The organism is Providencia sp. 21OH12SH02B-Prov (assembly GCF_027362595.1).
GTDB lineage: Bacteria > Pseudomonadota > Gammaproteobacteria > Enterobacterales > Enterobacteriaceae > Providencia > Providencia zhejiangensis.
This window is the reverse complement of the sequence record NZ_CP114796.1, coordinates 1,890,475-1,906,460: the sequence shown is the minus strand read 5'-3', so window position 1 is coordinate 1,906,460 and position 15,986 is coordinate 1,890,475. Positions and strand designations below refer to the sequence as shown.

Below are 15,986 nucleotides of genomic sequence, written 5' to 3'. Positions count from 1 at the left end.
AGTACTATTATGGCAGTTCGGCATGTAGCGCAGCTTGGTAGCGCACCGTCATGGGGTGTCGGGGGTCGGAGGTTCAAATCCTCTCATGCCGACCAGAATTCCCTAAAAAAACCAACCGTAAGAGGTTGGTTTTTTTGTGCCTGAAATTTTCAAAAGGTAAAATGGCGGCAAAAGTCCTGACATGATTACACCAACGTTTCATCCCACTCAGCCCAAGGACAGACTAGCCCCCACTCAGTGTTAGCTTGGCGGGAATGCAAATTGAAGTAAATAAAAAGCCTGCCGGAGTGGGTTATTCATTAGGGCTTAAGTCACTTATTAGATTCTCAGCTTTCCCACAAAATTCATCAATCTTTGGTACTTTCTTGAACTCAGGATCATCAGCTTTTTGCTTGCACTTCACACTCACCTGCCCTTGGAAATATGCCATGGATACCATGTTATCAACCAAGCGCTTGCAGGTACGACTTTTAACCGCTTCCTTAAATTCACCACAAAGGAGCGCTTTTTGACGATTAATACTTGCAGCCATGTCTGGCACTTTGTCATCTTCTGTGATTTCAGCAACTGAGCCAAATGAAAGCAAACCTAAAAATAAAATGACTAATCTCTTTTTCATACATCACCATCTTTAAGTTAAGTATGTGAATATTAGGATAAATGCAGAGCTCAGGCAATAAAACACCAGCGCCTATTTTGGATGATGAGTCGTGACTTTAATAATTATAGAAACCACGCCGTGAGATCATCAAAATAAGATAATCCTCGTTATCCATCATTATGAATATCAATTTTTATTTTCACTAAACACTTAACTCAAATAAAAATTATTGAACCACTTTTATGCCCTTTATTATTTTTTTCATTTTAATATACTCATCATATTAAAATGACTACAATAAGTTGAATAAGCGTATTGCATCATCTAAATATATAGTCAGAGCAAGGCTCTTATTAAGATGGTCATTATTGTTTAGTTGATTTTTATTAAAACTAACAATATATTTTTCGATTTATTAAAGTATTTATAGCAAATTTATTACTTCCATTGAAAGAGTCAAAACCGTGAATATAAAAACTTCATGCATTCTAATTGCAGTAACCCTAATGTTAGGTTGCTCAACAGCAACGAAACAAGTGTCTGATCAAAATGGATGCACGATTCAAATTGATCCTCCCGAAGGAAAGTTACCTGCCAAAATTGAGCAAGCAACAGGGACTTCCCCTGTCTGTAAATCGATTGAAAAATCAATTGATAAAGCTATTTAGAGATAACTATCGCCATCACGCAGGTAAATCTGTTGACGGTCCCTTGCAGAACTTATTCCATAAATTATCAATTTGCTCTTCCGTCAACATTTCATCTACCCCATCAATAATTGGGATGGAAATATGGACTGTGCCGTCAGGGCGTATATAGGTTTTTACGATAAAGCGCTTATCTTCTGTTTCTCTTGAAAAATCATAGTGTCGTGATACAAAACCACAAACATACCCTACCTCGCCACCATTATGTGATATTTTGTCAAAATAATAGGTGACGTTTTTAAACGATTCCGCTTTAGGGTTATCTAAATAACCTAATACTGCACGCTCGACCCGTTCTATCATACTAATTTCATTTTTATAGACGACTGACATGCCAAATAAAAATGCCGCACCGAGCAGGAATAATCCAATGATGATATAAAATATTTTATTCATAAAATGATCATCTAAATAATAATAAAATAACGATACTGACGATTCAAAATAGCAAATAGATTCTGCTATCGATCAATTTATAACGTAACACAGTCTTATTTTCCACATAAAGTAAATTTAATGTGTCGATATAGTTTATTGGCAATGTATTTACTTGAAATCCCCCCCTATTATGGGCTTGTATTATTGCTACATAGGCTCAAACATTTGATATAATAAATATTATTTTTATATTTATTAAGGTATGTGTCATGTTACATTACACGATACGCGTTATGCGCCTTTTTCGTCATGTGTTTCTCTCTCGCCCACGCTTTATTATTTCATTATTTGTTGCCTTCGCTACTTTTTTCGCACTACTCTCTTATCAAAATACTATGATGAGTTTGATCATCAGCTGGAATGCTTTTGCCTGGATGTATTTATTATTTCTTTTTGTGCGTATTATGAATCACAAAGCTAAAAACATCCGTGAAATCACGAAAGTTGAAGACGAAAGTGCTCAAATGGTTATTTTCTTTTTGGTTGCAGGATGCTGTGTAAGCTTATTAGTTTTATTTTTTGCATTAGGCGGTCATGGTGATTTCTCTAAGTCAGATAAATTCATCCCTTATGCACTCACAGCGTCGACTTTAATTTCATCATGGCTACTTCTTCCCACCGGTTTTACGATGCACTATGCACACTTATATTATAGTAATGCTAATCCGCAGCAGCCATGGTTACGTTTTCCAGATAAATTACTCGAACCGAGCTACTCTGACTTTATGTATTTTTCTTTTACTATTGCTGTTGCATCACAAACAGCAGACATTGAGGTTGCATCGACACCTATGCGCCGTGCTGTTTTATTACAATCTATCATCTCTTTTATTTTCAATATGGCTATACTCGGATTATGTATCAATATCTCCGCAAGCTTGTTCTAACTGATTTAAACTGAAAATGCGAAAACATCCCCAAACTGAGCAAGTAGTCAGTGCAACGCAATTTTATTTATCGTTTTGCATCTCTTTTTCACATTCAGATGGCGGCACACCAAAGATGACCATCATAAAGACAGTAAGACAATAACCAACATATTGACTATTGAGTAGTTTTTTGATTATTTTCATAGAAATAACCCATTGTGTTTTATTTATTCACTAAATTAGCACTGTTTATCATCGCAGCCATACCTCATTTAAGCACATTTACAATTCAGTCATGTTTATCAATAAGGAATACTCATTGCACATGTTTCGACTAGCAACCCCCCCTGATATAGCATCCCTCATTCAGCTTGATAGTGTCACAACGGCAGAACGAGCTCAAAAAATATCTCAATGGGTCAACAACAAACATTGTTACCTGATTGAACAACAGAACCAAATTATCGCTTATGGGGTATTACACTACCATTTTTTTGAATGTGCTTTTATTGAAATGATAATGGTTAATCAAGCCTTTCGACAGCAAGGTGCTGGTCTTTCATTGCTACAACAACTTAAACAGACTTGCCTTACTCAAAAAATATTTACATCGACTAACCAGTCAAATACTCCGATGCAACGATTACTCGATAAAGCCCAATTCAAACCAAGTGGCTTCATCGATAATCTTGATGAGGGAGATCCCGAACTTATTTACTTTTGCCAATTAGCCTAGTTAATTGGCAACATCATATTTTTAGAGTAAAGAAGGTTGCATAACAACATTGATTAATTTTTGATTAAATCGTTGATATATTTGCGGGTTGATTTTTATTGGATAACTCAATATTTCCAACTGATGAGGTTTAAACTCTGGGTGATAACTAGGATGAACATGTGCATATTCATTTTGTTTAAATCCACAATGCAGATAAAAACGTAATCGCTTTTGACTAATTTCATCAATGACAGGATCAATTTCCAAGATAATGTTGTTCACCTGTTTAGCAAATAACTGTATGACCTTTTGACCATAACCCTGCCCCCTTAGAGCCGATGAAACTGCAAGATGTTCAATATAAAAGAAATCATCGACTCTCCAACTGCCTATAAAGCCAATAAAAATACCGTTATCAGAAAAATAGTATAAATAATAATCCCCATGACTAAGGATACTTTGCCGCCCTTGATAACTTCTTTTTTCATGAGCGGGGAATGCTGAATCATACAGTTGGTTTACATTTGCTATTTCTAAAACGTTTCTGCTAGTCAACCTTGTTACTGTGAGCATGCGACCTGAACCTATCCTATCATCTTAAAAAAACCTATTTAGCATACTTATTCTCTTTTTCTAGGCAACTCATTTTAAGTTTTTATCCAGTGTTAACCCTTACTAGCGCATTGTTTTATTTTAACTTTAAAAAGTAAAAAACCGTGGTTGCACATATTTTATGTGTCATTGAAAAAATATTATCGATCTGATATTGACTTTATTCGTGACTCAATCTAAAAATACTGTATACAAACACAGTGTTAGTTAGAGGCGACTATGTTACGCATTGAAATTTTATTTGATAAAAATGCACCACAAAAACCTAGTGATATTATGTTGCAAGCTCTTGAGTCTGAGATAACGCGCAAACTCAGCCCACAATACCCAGATATGGTGACTCGGGTAGGTTTTAGCTCTGGTCAACGTATTAATATTTCTGGAACCAAACTTGCCCAAGACAAGGTTCGTATCGAAGAGATATTAGAAGAAATATGGATGGATGATGGCTGGATCCCAGAACAAACGTTAGAGGATTAAGCATGCATAAAATTAAAGGAATGTCTGGATATCGTCTATCGTGTCCAGCATTCCTTTATTGTTTATCATCAACAGAATGATAAATTAAAAAGTATACCTTACTCCACCTAAACCTACCCAACCTAGGCGTTGCTCCGTGATGGAACTTTTTGCTGCATCACCGACAAGATAATAAGCCCCAACCCCCGTGTAAAAGGTTATATTTTCATTCCAGTTATAGTTTAGGATAGCGCCTCCATGAACATCTTTAAATCCACTCCCCGCATCATATTCACTAAAACGGGAACGGCTCGCCTGTAGTGGAGAAACGCCAAAATAAGCTTGATTGTAAGCTTTATTCCCCCAGGTGGTTGCTAGCGTATATTCGATATCCCACCGATGACTAAACTGATAATAACCAATCCCACCCATTTCAACATTGACAGTTCTACCAATATTTCGTCCACCATAATGGCGATCTTTCGTTGCCATATTGGCAGAAAGGTAAAGCTGAAAATTATTAATAGAATAATTAATTTCTGCCCCCACGAGCATGGAGCTATCTAGGTCCCCCATACCTTTTAAATCTTCATTCTTATGACCCAAAATACCTATTTTTTCATCTCGTCCTGCGTCATAACCTAACCGACTGGAAACCGTTAAGTTTTCGGTTAAACCAATAGCCCATTCTGCTCCCTCGAACCCTAAGCTAAATACGCCGTAATCATCGGAAATATATCCGTAGTTCACATCAACGGTTGGCGAAAATAAGTATTTATTAGATCCTTCATAAGCAGGCATAACAGAACCCCCTGCTCCCAAAACTATGACACTCTCCCCTGCGACGACAACACTGTAGGGTGACAAGGCAGTGACTAATATTGCCGCTGAACACAAACGTTTCATTAAAATATCCTATCTGGTTCTGTTAATAAATTTTTTGTCGAATAAATGCTTTAATTTCTTTTATGGGCTTCAAATTCTTTTTAAATTCGTCTTTTATCCTTTCGTTTTCAATACCATTTCTAGTATGTGTATTCTCAGCTAACTGATTAAATGAAAGCGTTGTCATGAGCATTTCCTTTGAAGGACTAAAGTTTTTTCCCATTAAAAACATTGAGATAAGAATAACAGTAACGAAAATAGGGAGTTCAATTAATTGTAATTTCATTTTAGTTATTCCAAGGATTGCAAAGATGTTAAAATAGTAATCCTATTCGCGCTTCGTACCTTAAAAATGGGTTAAACAAACCTTAAGAGATCATTAAATCTCTCATTGAATTTACCTTAGTTATATTGTCGGAAAAATATTAGCTGCTTATACTGCACGCTAGAGAGGTGATAAAATGAATATCTTATTAGTTGAAGATGATCTCCAACTAGGCAAAGCATTATGTCGTGGTCTAGAACTTGCTGGTTTTAATCCCCTTTGGGTACGATTACTTAACGATGCTAAACAACAATTAAATTCACGTAATTTTGATCTCATGTTATTAGATTTAGGTTTACCTGATGGTGATGGATATGAGGAATTAATTGCTTGGCGTCGTTCTGGCCAATCAATTCCAATTATTATTCTGACCGCTCGAAACCAGATGGATAATTTAGTGGCCAGTTTAGATTCCGGTGCCGATGATTTTTTAACAAAACCGTTTGCTATGCCTGAGCTTATTTCTCGTGTTAAAGCCGTAAGTCGTCGTATGGCAGGATTTTCTTCAGAAATTTGGCAATTGGATAATTTGCAACTAAACCCAATCAACCATCAAGTTCTATTAGATGATCAGCTATTAATGCTTTCAGGAAAAGAATATCAGCTATTATATGAATTAGTAAAAAATGCAGATAACGTGGTACGTAAAGCGGATCTCGAACAACGTTTATTTGGGTTAGATGATAAAATAGAAAGTAATTCACTTGAAGTTCATATTCACAATTTACGGCGCAAGATAGGTAAAGATCGTATTATTACTATTCGCGGCATCGGTTATTTACTTAAAAAAGAAGCGCAATCAAGTGAAAGTTAAATCCTTTTTTATCTATACTTTTTTCTTACAGATAAGCTCAGTAATTCTGTTATGGGTATTATTAGTAGGTTGGTTACAATTTTTTTATTTACCTGATATTGATGATGATTTTAACCTCCAGCAGCAAATCGTTACTGAAGGTTTTGCGTCTACTTTAGGTACCGTTGCTAATAACCCAGAATATTTTGAACGTATCATGACCTCATTGCAAAAAATGTATACTGACGCAATGGAAAATGGTTTAGAGGTATCCTATAGACCATTTGTTGCCGTGCGTAACCAACATGGTGATGTGTTATATCGCAATAGTGACCAAATCAAAATAACCGATAATATTTTGTTCAATGACCTCAAAAAACAGTATCCTAATTGGCACTTTACCTTCGCATGGAATGATGAACACTCCATCGAGGTGATCCTTGGGGAGTCTTACTTTGACAGGAAATCAATAATAGGTAGCCCCGCTGAAGGTACTGCAATACCTTTATTATTTATATTAGGCATCATGCTAATTGCAATTATCATCACCGCTTATTTTAGTTTAAGACCGCTAAGACAAGCTGCAACGATTATCGCTAGCCGCAAACCGGGGAATTTAACTCCCATCTCAGTAAAAGAGCAGTATAAAGAAATTCGTCCTATTATTACGGCAATCAATAATCTCATGTCACGCGTTGATGCTGCAAACCAACGTGAAAAACGATTTATGGCAGATGCTGCACATGAACTCCGTACCCCCATTGCCGCGGTCATTGCTCAGCTTCATTTATTAATGCAAATACAGAATGTAAAAGAGAAAGAAGAAATTGTTAACGACATGCAGGCAGCATTAAATCGAGCGGCGTCGTTATCACACCAGCTTATCGATTTAGCACGCTTAGAGGCTGAAGACTTTTCTGTGAATAAAGAGCAGATTAACTTACCCGTATTAATTTCTCATATTACTTCATTGCATGTACCACATGCTATAAACCAAGATATCGATATCGAACTACAAAGTGCAGATAATGTCTTTATTACCACTGATAAACTAGCATTAACAACAATTTTTACCAACTTACTGGAAAATGCGATTAAATATAGTGATAAAAAAGGAAAGATTAAAATCACAATTAAAGATTTATCGCCTTTCGGCGCAACGATTACCGTACAAGATAATGGTCGAGGCATTCCAGAAGAAAGCCGCCAATTAATATTTTCACGTTTCTATCGTGTCCCCGGTACAACAGAAACAGGTAGTGGACTTGGTCTATCCATTGTTCATAACCTCGCAACAAAAATAGATGCAGCGATACGTGTCACCGATGGACTAGATAAAAAAGGTGTTGGTTTTATTATCGATTTGCCTTAACGCCCTTTTTGCAACTAGGTTAACAGAGTCTTAAACAGTGTTTAGTCTATACTTAAACACTGTAAGTCTTTTTACTTATTTGTTTGAAGGAAAGCTCATGTCCCAAGCACTCATTATTATCGACCTAATTCAGGAAATCGTTGGCGAAAATGGTTTATTAAATACCAGCTATCCACAAACTCAAGAACGCCATATTATCGACAGAGCGAATCAAGCCGCCGATTTTGCCCGTAAAAATAATATCCCTATTATCTGGGTAAAAGTGGGCTTTGCGGATGATTATCATGATATCCCAGCGGGTTCCCCTATGTTCCATCATGCAAAAGCGATCGGTGCATTAAAATTAAGCTCTGCTGGCTGCCATTGGGCTGAAAAATTAGATGTTCAACTCCGTGACGTCATCATAGTAAAAAAAGGTGTCAGCGCATTTACAGGTAACCAACTCAACCATTGGTTAAAAGAAAATAACATTAAACATGTTATTTTTGGTGGGGTCAGTTCAGTGATGACCATTCAAAGCAGTGCTCGCCAAGCTCATGATTTCGGTTATCAAGTCACAGTCATTGATGAACTATGCGCCGCAGCAACATTAGAGCTACATCATCAAAGTATGCAAGCATTACAAGGAATGGTCACCGTTTCCTCCCTAGCCGATTTCCTGCAAGGAAAACTAAAGTGAATGGACTCTTTTTCATGTCTTATACAACTAACATCTTTTGTATATAAATTTCACGCAACCGGTGTGTTAGTGGTCCAGGCTTTCCGCCGGCCACTTTCCGCCCGTCAATTTCAATAACAGGCCAAACGAATGTCGTTGATGAAGTAATAAAAGCTTCTTTTGCGGCCATTGCCTCTTCAACAGTAAAAGTACCTTCTTCAATAGCTAAATGCTGCTCCCGAGCAAGCGTTAAAATTGCTTGCCGCGTAATACCTGGTAATATTTCATAACCTAAAGCACGAGTTTTGATTATATTTTCATGTGTAATGATAAAAAAGTTGCTTGAACTCCCTTCTGTGATATCGCCATTTGACACAAAAAGTGCATCATCCGCCCCTTGAGAATGTGCATAATCTTTTGCTAAACATGCCGCCAGCAAAGCAACGGTTTTAATATCGCATCGTTGCCAACGAATATCGTCAAATGTTACGACACTAATCCCTGTTGTAGCGCGTGGATTATCAATAATCGAAGCTTGTTGGGCAAATATCACTAATGTGGGTGTAATCGTTTTATCGGGAAACAAGAAATTGCGCTGTCCAGCATTGCCCCTTGTGAGTTGTAAATAAATTAACCCTTCAGTGAGATTATTTTTTTCAATGATCTGTTGGTGAATTTTTAATAACGACTCTTCTGTATAAGGTAAAGCTAATTGCAATTCATGACATGAACGTTGCAAGCGCGTCATATGATTTTTAAAATCAACCAAACGACCATTAACAACAGCGGTAACTTCATAGACTGCATCAGCAAACAAAAAACCACGGTCGAATACGGATATTGATGCTTGTTCTTCTGGCACAAATTGACCATTTATGTAGGTAATCATAATGTTTACTTCCTTTTCAAGCTTATAAATACCAAGTTTCACGATGCGATATATCTGTTTTCACTCATTAGTATTACAAAAACACTATTATTTGAGTTATTGACTTAACCACTCATTATTTGAGTATTGTATTGTTCAATTTTATTCTTGCCACTTTAACTCATCATATTTGGACTTAATCGCTAGTATTAACAATAGCCACGATTAGTGTTTTTGTGAAATAGCTATTGAATTAAACACTAATGGTCTATATTTTGGATATTAACTCAAATCGACCCATACAGTTGCCACTCATTTGATTTAAGGGGAAATTTTATTATGCTTAATCTCAATCAAAATCAACTTAAAAATCTTGCAGATTCACAATTAAAAGGTCATAGAACGCTTATCTATTTGGTCGCCTTATTGCTTCTCATTGGTGGGGTGGTCTGTATAACTAACCCGATTGTCTCTGGTATCGCATTTAGTTCATTGATCGGTGTTATGTTATTGATTAGCGGTATAGCCGTCATTTTAAATATTGTATTCAATCGACTGTATGCAAATGTATCTGTCTTATTCAGCTTAATTGCAGGTATTGCTTACTTAATCTTAGGCTATGCTTTTATCACTGACCCCTTACAAAGCTTATTATTCTTAGCGGTATTTGTCGCTATTCTCTTCATAATTGGTGGTGTGATCCGTATCTTCGTTGGCGCTAAACTTTTCAGCTCTGCGGCGGGAATGATGAATATTTTAATTGGTATTCTCGATTTTATCATTGCCTACATGCTGTTAAGCGGTAATGCGCAAACGTCAATCACATTGTTAACGCTCTTTATTGGTATTGAATTACTGTTTAGTTCTTTTAATTTATTCCTACTGGCTGGAGCGCTAAAAAATAGCAGTAAGTGATTGATAATTCAAAAATATTGAACTGGAAACTGCCGATATCAAAATTTTTTTAAAGATTCAAAAAATGTTTAGCTAGGTGCTTGACATTCTACAGCCAAAAGCTAAAATGCATTCAAGTGATCTAGATCACACTTTAACTTTTGGAGTTTCCATGAATAGCATCAAAGAATTTATTAGCAACGTTCAAGAAGTTATTGAATTACTTGCTAAGCGTTTTATGTAAAAAACGAAAGCCTTTATTACCTCACCTTTAGCGTTCTATGCATATTATTTAGCAATACAGCCTTAAATTGTTTTAAGGCTGTTTTTTTATTCAAATACATCTTGAATCACTTTAACCACAACCGCTGTGCTGACTGCGACGAGTAGCAAATCGCGTCCACTTATACGCCATTCATACCCTTCATAAACAGGTAATTGGGATACAAACCCTCTCGGTAAATGATGCCTCCCTATACCAGCAGGTAATGGCTGACCAACAATAATTTGTCTTGCCATTTTAGGTGGTAAACGTGAATAGCCTGTAATTCCATAATCAATTGCAATCGGTCTAATCGACGCAACATTTAAATTAACACTTAAAACTGGTATAGCAGGACTTGGTATTATCATTCCGTAATTAGGATAATAACGAGGCGCATTAGGGTGTTTTCTATGCTCTTTATACTTATGTTTATGCGGTCTATCGTCATAATATTGATGATGACTATGACCTTCCCAGTGGTGATTCCGAGCATCTGCCTGAATGCTATAAGGTATTATCATTAATAAGATAGAAAGAGTGCATCTTCCCATTTTCAGTTTTTCCATCATTGCAACTCCGCCGCTAATCATCCCGCTTAAAGTAATCAGTCGTTCGAAATTCAACAATCGGAAATTGTCTTATATTAGGTAATTATACGTAAATTCGCTATTGATGTTTTTTATTAATTTATAATATTCTATTAAATACATAATTTTTTTATTTAAAACTTAATTTCATCCATTGAATTGTACTTTCAACTTAATTTTTTGCCTATCCCAGTTTTTTTATCCACTATAGATGAGATTGAGTCACATTTATGTTATTGTCTATGCGTAACTTATAGTGAAATACTTTAACCAAAACATTTATTTGTACGTTTGATGTCAATAAAAAAGGAGAGCACATGCAGCAGCAACTGCTAGACTGGGTACGCCAGTTTAATCAAGAATATGCCGATATTGCTTCGCTTTTAATGGTCTTAGGCTTAATTTTAATCGTTGCCCTCGTTTTGCATTTTATTTTGCATAAAATTATTCTTCCTCGTATCGAGAAAAGTGGACAGCAAAAAGACAGTGGATGGCAGCGCCAATTAACCCAATTCAATTTATTTAACCGCATCGCTTTTGTTATCCAAGGTGTTGTTGTTAATATTCAAGCCGTGTTATGGCTACATGCTGGCTCAACCGCACAGCAAATATTAACCGTGGCATCACAGGCTTGGTGTTTACTTTTCGGTTTGCTCACCTTTTATTCTATTCTCGATATCTTATTAAGTATCTTACAACGAGCAGCAAAAACAGCCCATTTACCATTACGAGGCATTTTTCAGAGCATAAAACTGATCGCTACCGTGCTCATTGCCATCATGATCATTGCATTATTGATCGGTAAATCTCCACTTATCTTACTTAGTGGTTTAGGTGCAATGACGGCCGTCATGATGTTGGTCTTTAAGGATCCCATCATGGGGTTAGTTGCAGGTATCCAACTATCTGCAAATAATATGGTGAACATTGGTGATTGGCTTGAAATGCCAAAATATGGCGCTGATGGTGCAGTCGTTGATATTGGTCTAACAACAGTTAAAGTTCGCAATTGGGATAACACCGTTACCACAATTCCAACTTATGCTTTGATTTCGGATTCATTCAAAAACTGGAAAGGCATGACTGAATCAGGTGGTCGCCGTATTAAACGTAGTATTCGTTTAGATACCACCAGCATCCATTTTCTTGAACCTGAAAAAATTACCGCTTTAGAAAAAGCGAATTTACTTGAGCCCTATATGGGACAAAAAATATCTGAGATTCAAGTGTTCAACTCTGCGATTCCAGACGATAAAGCAACACCATTGAATCAACGCCGGCTGACCAATATCGGTACGTTTCGTGCTTATGTTGAGGCGTATATGAAATCGCATCCGAATATTCATAAAGGGATGACAATCATGGTAAGGCAGCTTGAGTCTGACTCAAATGGTTTGCCGATTGAAATTTATGCCTTTACGAACACAACGGCATGGGTTGAATATGAACGTATTCAATCGGATATTTTTGACCATATTTTTTCCATCCTGCCACAATTTGATCTACGCGTTCATCAATCACCAACGGGTACAGATATGCGCGCGATTGGTCAAACCATAGCAAATTCAAATACCCAAGAGTAACTAATTAATTTATCTAATGGTATTACAACTTTGGTAGTACAGTAAAAGAGGGAAAATACCCTCTTTTACTGCTTTTAGTACGCCTCATTATATAAATAAATACATATCGATAGATAATGTAAATCGCTATATTTCCCTAAATTGCCGAAAAAACCCTTTTAATATTAATGTGATAAAACATGATAGCCTTTGATTTATCATGGATATTGTTGATGTAGGTCATGTTGCTTTGTTACAACTTTTTTTAACATACATAGGAAAGTGATATCGAACTTTACATATAGGCAATGTCAATGCATAAAACAAATAAAAATACTCATTTTGGAGAACTGAGCAGAAGGGAGTTTATTCAAACTTCCGCAACAGTGGCTACCGCAGCTGCTGTCGCAGGCTCAATCACCTTACCTTTTGCTGCTCAAGCAAAAACACCAGAAATCATGCCTGATGAAATCAACGAAAAAATCAGTTATAGCGCTTGCTTAGTTAACTGTGGTAGCCGTTGTCCACTCAAAGTCCATGTTAAGGATGGTGTTATCAGTCGTATTTCTAACGAAACCATGTACGACGACTCTACATTAGGGGAGCACCAAATTCGCCCATGCTTACGTGGCCGTTCAGTACGTTGGAAAACCTACAATCCTGATCGCCTGAAATACCCAATGGTGCGCGTTGGTAAACGCGGTGAAGGCAAATTCAAAAAAATCAGTTGGGATGAGGCAACAACCATCATTGCTGAAAAACTCAAATACACCATTGATAAATATGGCAGCGATGCAATTTATTACCAATACGGTACAGGTTCAACAGGGGCTAACTTGCATGGTCGTGCGGCATGTAAACGTCTTCTCAGCCTGACGGGTGGGTTCCTTGGTGACTACGGTACCTATTCCTATGCTCAGTTAATGGAAATCACACCATATGTTTATGGTAGTGTGGAAGAATCCCTGCTTTCTGAGATCCAAAACTCAGACCTCGTTGTGATGTTTGGTCATAACCTTGCTGAAACACGTATGTCTGGTGGCGGTCAGTTCTATGAAACATTAAACGCATTAGACAAGAGTAAAGCGAAAGTCATCATCATTGACCCTCGCCGTACTGATAGTGTGACCACACTTGGCGCAGAATGGATCCCTATCTATCCGGGTACCGATGCTGCACTAGTTGCAGCGCTAGGCTATGTCATGATCCAAGAAGGCTTAACCGATGAAGAATTTTTGAAAAATTACTGTGTCGGTTGGGATGAAAGCACACTGCCCGCTTCCGCACCACGTAATGGTTCTTACAAGGATTATATCCTTGGTAACGGTCCAGATGGCATCGCTAAGACTCCTGAATGGGCTAGTCAGCTAACCGGTATTTCGGTTTCACGTATTATCCAATTAGCTCGCGAAATTGGTAATTCAAAGCATGCGTGGATTTCACAAGGTTGGGGTTTACAACGTACTGAAAATGGCGAACAAGCCTGCCGCTCTATCATGATGCTTCCTATCATGTCAGGTAATATTGGTCGCCCAGGTACCAATACAGGCCTTTGGGGCAATAGTATTGCTTACCCTGTTGCTGGTTTCGCTTTACCAAACCCTGTTAAAGCGACATTACCTTCATTTATGTGGACTGAAGCTATTGTCCGCGGTAAAGAGTTAACTGCTGAAAATGGCGGTATCAAAGGGGCAGATAAGCTCAATAACGACATCAAATTTATGTGGTGCTACTCAAGTAACGTGATCGGTAACCAGCACGCTGACTTGAATAAAACCCACGATATTTTATCTGATGAATCAAAATGTGAATTTATCTTAGTTTGGGATAACCACCACACGCCATCGGCACAATATGCTGATTTGCTGCTGCCGGATGTTACCCCCGTTGAGACAAATGACCTTATCAATAACTCCTATGCAAGTGGCGCCTATCACTATTTAGTCCGTTTGCAAAATGCGATTAAACCTCTGTGGGAAAACCGCCCTAACTATGATGTATTAGCTGACATTGCAGAGAAAATGGGAGTAAAAGAACAATTCACTGAAGGTCGTACTTATGAAGAGTGGATTGAATATTGCTACAACAAAACCCGTGAAAAAATGCCTCATTTACCTGAGTTCAGTGAAACCGATGGTGGTGGCATTATCGACCGTCAATTTGCCGATACGTCAAAATACATTGCACTGAAGGATTTCCGTGATGATCCTGTCGCAAATCCATTAAAAACACCTTCTGGAAAAATTGAAATTTATTCAGAGCAATTAGCAGAGCGTGTTAAAAATTGGGAACTTCCAGAAGGCCAGCGTATACCGGCAATTCCGGAATATTGCGTCAATAAAGAAGGCGTTGAACAGCAACGTAGCCAACAAAAATTCCCATTATTAATGACGGGCTTCCATGATAAAGGTCATGTTCACTCAAGCTATTTTAATGTTGAGATGTTACGTGAAGCTATTCCACATCAATTCTGGCTCAACCCTATTGATGCCCAAGAACGTGGATTAAGCAATGGTGATGTCGCTGAAATATTCAATGACCGTGGTCGCATTCAGATTAAAGTTAAAGTGACTGAGCGCGTATTACCGGGTGTTATCGCTGTTCCACAAGGTGCATGGCGTACCTTAGATACAGCGGGATTAGATACGGGAGGCTGTATCAACACCCTAACCTCACAAGTTCCTTCTCCACTGGCAAAAGGAACACCACAACATACTAACCTTGTTGAAGTGAAACGCGCTTAAGGAGTTAATTGATGAAACAGTATGGCTTTTATTTTGACTCCACAAAATGTACTGGCTGTAAAACGTGTCAGGTCAGTTGTAAGGACGAAAAAGATCTCGATTTAGGCCCTAAATTCCGTCGTGTATACGAATTTGGTGGTGGTAGTTGGCAGAAACAAGATGGTATTTGGCAGCAAAATGTTTATAGCTACTATTTATCCATCTCTTGTAACCACTGTTCGAACCCAACCTGCGTGGAAGGTTGTCCAACAGGAGCGATGCACAAACGTGCAGAAGATGGCCTCGTTGTTGTCGATCAATCCGTCTGTGTTGGCTGTCGTTATTGCGAATTGCGTTGCCCGTATGGCGCGCCTCAATATGACGAGAAGAAAAAGCTGATGAGCAAATGTGATGGTTGCTACGAGCGTGTCGCTAAAGGTATGAAACCTGTTTGTGTTGAGTCATGCCCACAACGAGCGCTGGATTTTGATGATATCAATGTCCTTCGTGAGCTTCATGGCACGGAATGCGGTATTGCACCAATGCCAGACCCAAGCCTGACTAATCCAAATATCGTCATTAAGCCACACAAAGATGCCAAACCATCTGGCGATAAAAGTGGCGAACTCAAAAACCCAGCGGAGGTGTAA

General features: G+C 37.8%; 19 protein-coding genes and 1 tRNA gene. 12 read left to right on the top strand and 8 right to left on the bottom strand.

The features are described from left to right. Positions 1–18: 18 nt before the first annotated feature. Positions 19–95: transfer RNA gene (locus tag O7C57_RS09090), tRNA-Pro, on the top strand. Between the two features lie 197 nt (positions 96–292). Here O7C57_RS09090 and O7C57_RS09085 read toward each other — a convergent pair. Further along, positions 293–619 carry a hypothetical protein gene (locus tag O7C57_RS09085; RefSeq protein WP_154622302.1) on the bottom strand — a complete coding sequence of 109 codons (327 nt, stop codon included), beginning with the start codon at positions 617–619 and terminating at the stop codon, positions 293–295. Between the two features lie 488 nt (positions 620–1,107). Here O7C57_RS09085 and O7C57_RS09080 point away from each other — a divergent pair, with 488 nt between their 5' ends. After that, on the top strand, positions 1,108–1,269 hold the full coding sequence (locus O7C57_RS09080) for a thiamine biosynthesis protein ApbE (protein WP_154635582.1): 162 nt from the start codon (positions 1,108–1,110) through the stop codon (positions 1,267–1,269). A 15-nt stretch (positions 1,270–1,284) separates the two neighbouring features. On the opposite strand, the gene O7C57_RS09075 is transcribed toward O7C57_RS09080, so the two are convergent. After that, positions 1,285–1,704: a hypothetical protein gene (locus O7C57_RS09075; RefSeq protein WP_154635578.1), complete on the bottom strand. Its 420-nt coding sequence runs from the start codon at positions 1,702–1,704 to the stop codon at positions 1,285–1,287. Between the two features lie 251 nt (positions 1,705–1,955). On the opposite strand from O7C57_RS09075, the gene O7C57_RS09070 reads away from it, so the two are divergent. Then, positions 1,956–2,633: a DUF1345 domain-containing protein gene (locus O7C57_RS09070; protein WP_269723934.1), complete on the top strand. Its 678-nt coding sequence runs from the start codon at positions 1,956–1,958 to the stop codon at positions 2,631–2,633. A 63-nt stretch (positions 2,634–2,696) separates the two neighbouring features. Here O7C57_RS09070 and O7C57_RS09065 read toward each other — a convergent pair whose 3' ends face one another. Continuing rightward, positions 2,697–2,819, bottom strand: a complete 123-nt coding sequence (locus O7C57_RS09065) for a hypothetical protein (RefSeq protein ID WP_255427368.1) — start codon at positions 2,817–2,819, stop codon at positions 2,697–2,699. Positions 2,820–2,940: 121 nt separating this feature from the next. Here O7C57_RS09065 and O7C57_RS09060 point away from each other — a divergent pair, with 121 nt between their 5' ends. Further along, positions 2,941–3,351, top strand: coding sequence for a GNAT family N-acetyltransferase (locus O7C57_RS09060; protein WP_163863561.1), 411 nt, complete (start codon positions 2,941–2,943; stop codon positions 3,349–3,351). Between the two features lie 21 nt (positions 3,352–3,372). Here O7C57_RS09060 and O7C57_RS09055 read toward each other — a convergent pair whose 3' ends face one another. Continuing rightward, the gene (locus O7C57_RS09055; RefSeq protein ID WP_163861171.1) at positions 3,373–3,906 is read right to left on the bottom strand and encodes a GNAT family N-acetyltransferase; all 534 of its coding nucleotides are present in this window, start codon (positions 3,904–3,906) and stop codon (positions 3,373–3,375) included. A gap of 258 nt (positions 3,907–4,164) precedes the next feature. Between O7C57_RS09055 and O7C57_RS09050 the strand changes: the two genes are divergently transcribed. After that, positions 4,165–4,425, top strand: coding sequence for a DinI-like family protein (locus O7C57_RS09050; RefSeq protein ID WP_154623476.1), 261 nt, complete (start codon positions 4,165–4,167; stop codon positions 4,423–4,425). 84 nt (positions 4,426–4,509) lie between these two features. Here the strand turns inward: O7C57_RS09050 and O7C57_RS09045 are convergent, their stop codons facing one another. Then, positions 4,510–5,310: a MipA/OmpV family protein gene (locus O7C57_RS09045; protein ID WP_269723933.1), complete on the bottom strand. Its 801-nt coding sequence runs from the start codon at positions 5,308–5,310 to the stop codon at positions 4,510–4,512. A gap of 22 nt (positions 5,311–5,332) precedes the next feature. Next, positions 5,333–5,575 (bottom strand): hypothetical protein, encoded by a 243-nt coding sequence (locus O7C57_RS09040; protein WP_269723932.1) that lies wholly within the window; start codon positions 5,573–5,575, stop codon positions 5,333–5,335. A 175-nt stretch (positions 5,576–5,750) separates the two neighbouring features. Here O7C57_RS09040 and O7C57_RS09035 point away from each other — a divergent pair, with 175 nt between their 5' ends. The 3 genes from O7C57_RS09035 to O7C57_RS09025 all read left to right on the top strand — a co-directional run bounded on the left by O7C57_RS09035 (position 5,751) and on the right by O7C57_RS09025 (position 8,458). After that, entirely contained in the window at positions 5,751–6,428 is a 678-nt protein-coding gene (locus O7C57_RS09035; RefSeq protein ID WP_154622388.1) for a response regulator, read from the top strand. Further along, positions 6,418–7,779, top strand: coding sequence for an ATP-binding protein (locus O7C57_RS09030; RefSeq protein WP_163861167.1), 1,362 nt, complete (start codon positions 6,418–6,420; stop codon positions 7,777–7,779). The genes O7C57_RS09035 and O7C57_RS09030 overlap by 11 nt, the downstream gene beginning before the upstream one ends. A 97-nt stretch (positions 7,780–7,876) precedes the next feature. Next, entirely contained in the window at positions 7,877–8,458 is a 582-nt protein-coding gene (locus tag O7C57_RS09025) for a cysteine hydrolase family protein (RefSeq protein ID WP_154622389.1), read from the top strand. 19 nt (positions 8,459–8,477) lie between these two features. Here O7C57_RS09025 and O7C57_RS09020 read toward each other — a convergent pair whose 3' ends face one another. Continuing rightward, a complete protein-coding gene (locus O7C57_RS09020; RefSeq protein WP_154622392.1) occupies positions 8,478–9,326 on the bottom strand; it encodes a D-amino-acid transaminase in 849 nt (282 codons plus the stop codon). A 318-nt stretch (positions 9,327–9,644) separates the two neighbouring features. Between O7C57_RS09020 and O7C57_RS09015 the strand changes: the two genes are divergently transcribed. Then, complete coding sequence (locus O7C57_RS09015; protein ID WP_154622390.1) at positions 9,645–10,220, top strand: DUF308 domain-containing protein; 576 nt, start codon at positions 9,645–9,647, stop codon at positions 10,218–10,220. 309 nt (positions 10,221–10,529) lie between these two features. Here the strand turns inward: O7C57_RS09015 and O7C57_RS09010 are convergent, their stop codons facing one another. After that, on the bottom strand, positions 10,530–11,033 hold the full coding sequence (locus O7C57_RS09010) for an anti-virulence regulator CigR family protein (protein WP_269723931.1): 504 nt from the start codon (positions 11,031–11,033) through the stop codon (positions 10,530–10,532). Between the two features lie 335 nt (positions 11,034–11,368). On the opposite strand from O7C57_RS09010, the gene O7C57_RS09005 reads away from it, so the two are divergent. The 3 genes from O7C57_RS09005 (at position 11,369) to O7C57_RS08995 (ending at position 15,986) form a co-directional block, all read left to right on the top strand. Beyond that, positions 11,369–12,634, top strand: coding sequence for a mechanosensitive ion channel family protein (locus O7C57_RS09005; RefSeq protein ID WP_163861162.1), 1,266 nt, complete (start codon positions 11,369–11,371; stop codon positions 12,632–12,634). Between the two features lie 293 nt (positions 12,635–12,927). After that, a complete protein-coding gene (locus O7C57_RS09000) occupies positions 12,928–15,357 on the top strand; it encodes a DMSO/selenate family reductase complex A subunit (RefSeq protein WP_251464028.1) in 2,430 nt (809 codons plus the stop codon). Between the two features lie 11 nt (positions 15,358–15,368). Continuing rightward, complete coding sequence (locus O7C57_RS08995) at positions 15,369–15,986, top strand: DMSO/selenate family reductase complex B subunit (protein WP_154621931.1); 618 nt, start codon at positions 15,369–15,371, stop codon at positions 15,984–15,986.

What these genes read in the sequence shown, in the direction of transcription:
- O7C57_RS09085 (WP_154622302.1), bottom strand. Translation starts at nt 619, where the DNA reads ATGAAAAAGAGATTAGTCATTTTATTTTTAGGTTTGCTTTCATTTGGC.
- O7C57_RS09080 (WP_154635582.1), top strand. Translation starts at nt 1,108, where the DNA reads ATGTTAGGTTGCTCAACAGCAACGAAACAAGTGTCTGATCAAAATGGA.
- O7C57_RS09075 (WP_154635578.1), bottom strand. Translation starts at nt 1,704, where the DNA reads ATGAATAAAATATTTTATATCATCATTGGATTATTCCTGCTCGGTGCG.
- O7C57_RS09070 (WP_269723934.1), top strand. Translation starts at nt 1,956, where the DNA reads ATGTTACATTACACGATACGCGTTATGCGCCTTTTTCGTCATGTGTTT.
- O7C57_RS09065 (WP_255427368.1), bottom strand. Translation starts at nt 2,819, where the DNA reads ATGAAAATAATCAAAAAACTACTCAATAGTCAATATGTTGGTTATTGT.
- O7C57_RS09060 (WP_163863561.1), top strand. Translation starts at nt 2,941, where the DNA reads ATGTTTCGACTAGCAACCCCCCCTGATATAGCATCCCTCATTCAGCTT.
- O7C57_RS09055 (WP_163861171.1), bottom strand. Translation starts at nt 3,906, where the DNA reads ATGCTCACAGTAACAAGGTTGACTAGCAGAAACGTTTTAGAAATAGCA.
- O7C57_RS09050 (WP_154623476.1), top strand. Translation starts at nt 4,165, where the DNA reads ATGTTACGCATTGAAATTTTATTTGATAAAAATGCACCACAAAAACCT.
- O7C57_RS09045 (WP_269723933.1), bottom strand. Translation starts at nt 5,310, where the DNA reads ATGAAACGTTTGTGTTCAGCGGCAATATTAGTCACTGCCTTGTCACCC.
- O7C57_RS09040 (WP_269723932.1), bottom strand. Translation starts at nt 5,575, where the DNA reads ATGAAATTACAATTAATTGAACTCCCTATTTTCGTTACTGTTATTCTT.
- O7C57_RS09035 (WP_154622388.1), top strand. Translation starts at nt 5,751, where the DNA reads ATGAATATCTTATTAGTTGAAGATGATCTCCAACTAGGCAAAGCATTA.
- O7C57_RS09025 (WP_154622389.1), top strand. Translation starts at nt 7,877, where the DNA reads ATGTCCCAAGCACTCATTATTATCGACCTAATTCAGGAAATCGTTGGC.
- O7C57_RS09020 (WP_154622392.1), bottom strand. Translation starts at nt 9,326, where the DNA reads ATGATTACCTACATAAATGGTCAATTTGTGCCAGAAGAACAAGCATCA.
- O7C57_RS09015 (WP_154622390.1), top strand. Translation starts at nt 9,645, where the DNA reads ATGCTTAATCTCAATCAAAATCAACTTAAAAATCTTGCAGATTCACAA.
- O7C57_RS09010 (WP_269723931.1), bottom strand. Translation starts at nt 11,033, where the DNA reads ATGATGGAAAAACTGAAAATGGGAAGATGCACTCTTTCTATCTTATTA.
- O7C57_RS09005 (WP_163861162.1), top strand. Translation starts at nt 11,369, where the DNA reads ATGCAGCAGCAACTGCTAGACTGGGTACGCCAGTTTAATCAAGAATAT.
- O7C57_RS09000 (WP_251464028.1), top strand. Translation starts at nt 12,928, where the DNA reads ATGCATAAAACAAATAAAAATACTCATTTTGGAGAACTGAGCAGAAGG.
- O7C57_RS08995 (WP_154621931.1), top strand. Translation starts at nt 15,369, where the DNA reads ATGAAACAGTATGGCTTTTATTTTGACTCCACAAAATGTACTGGCTGT.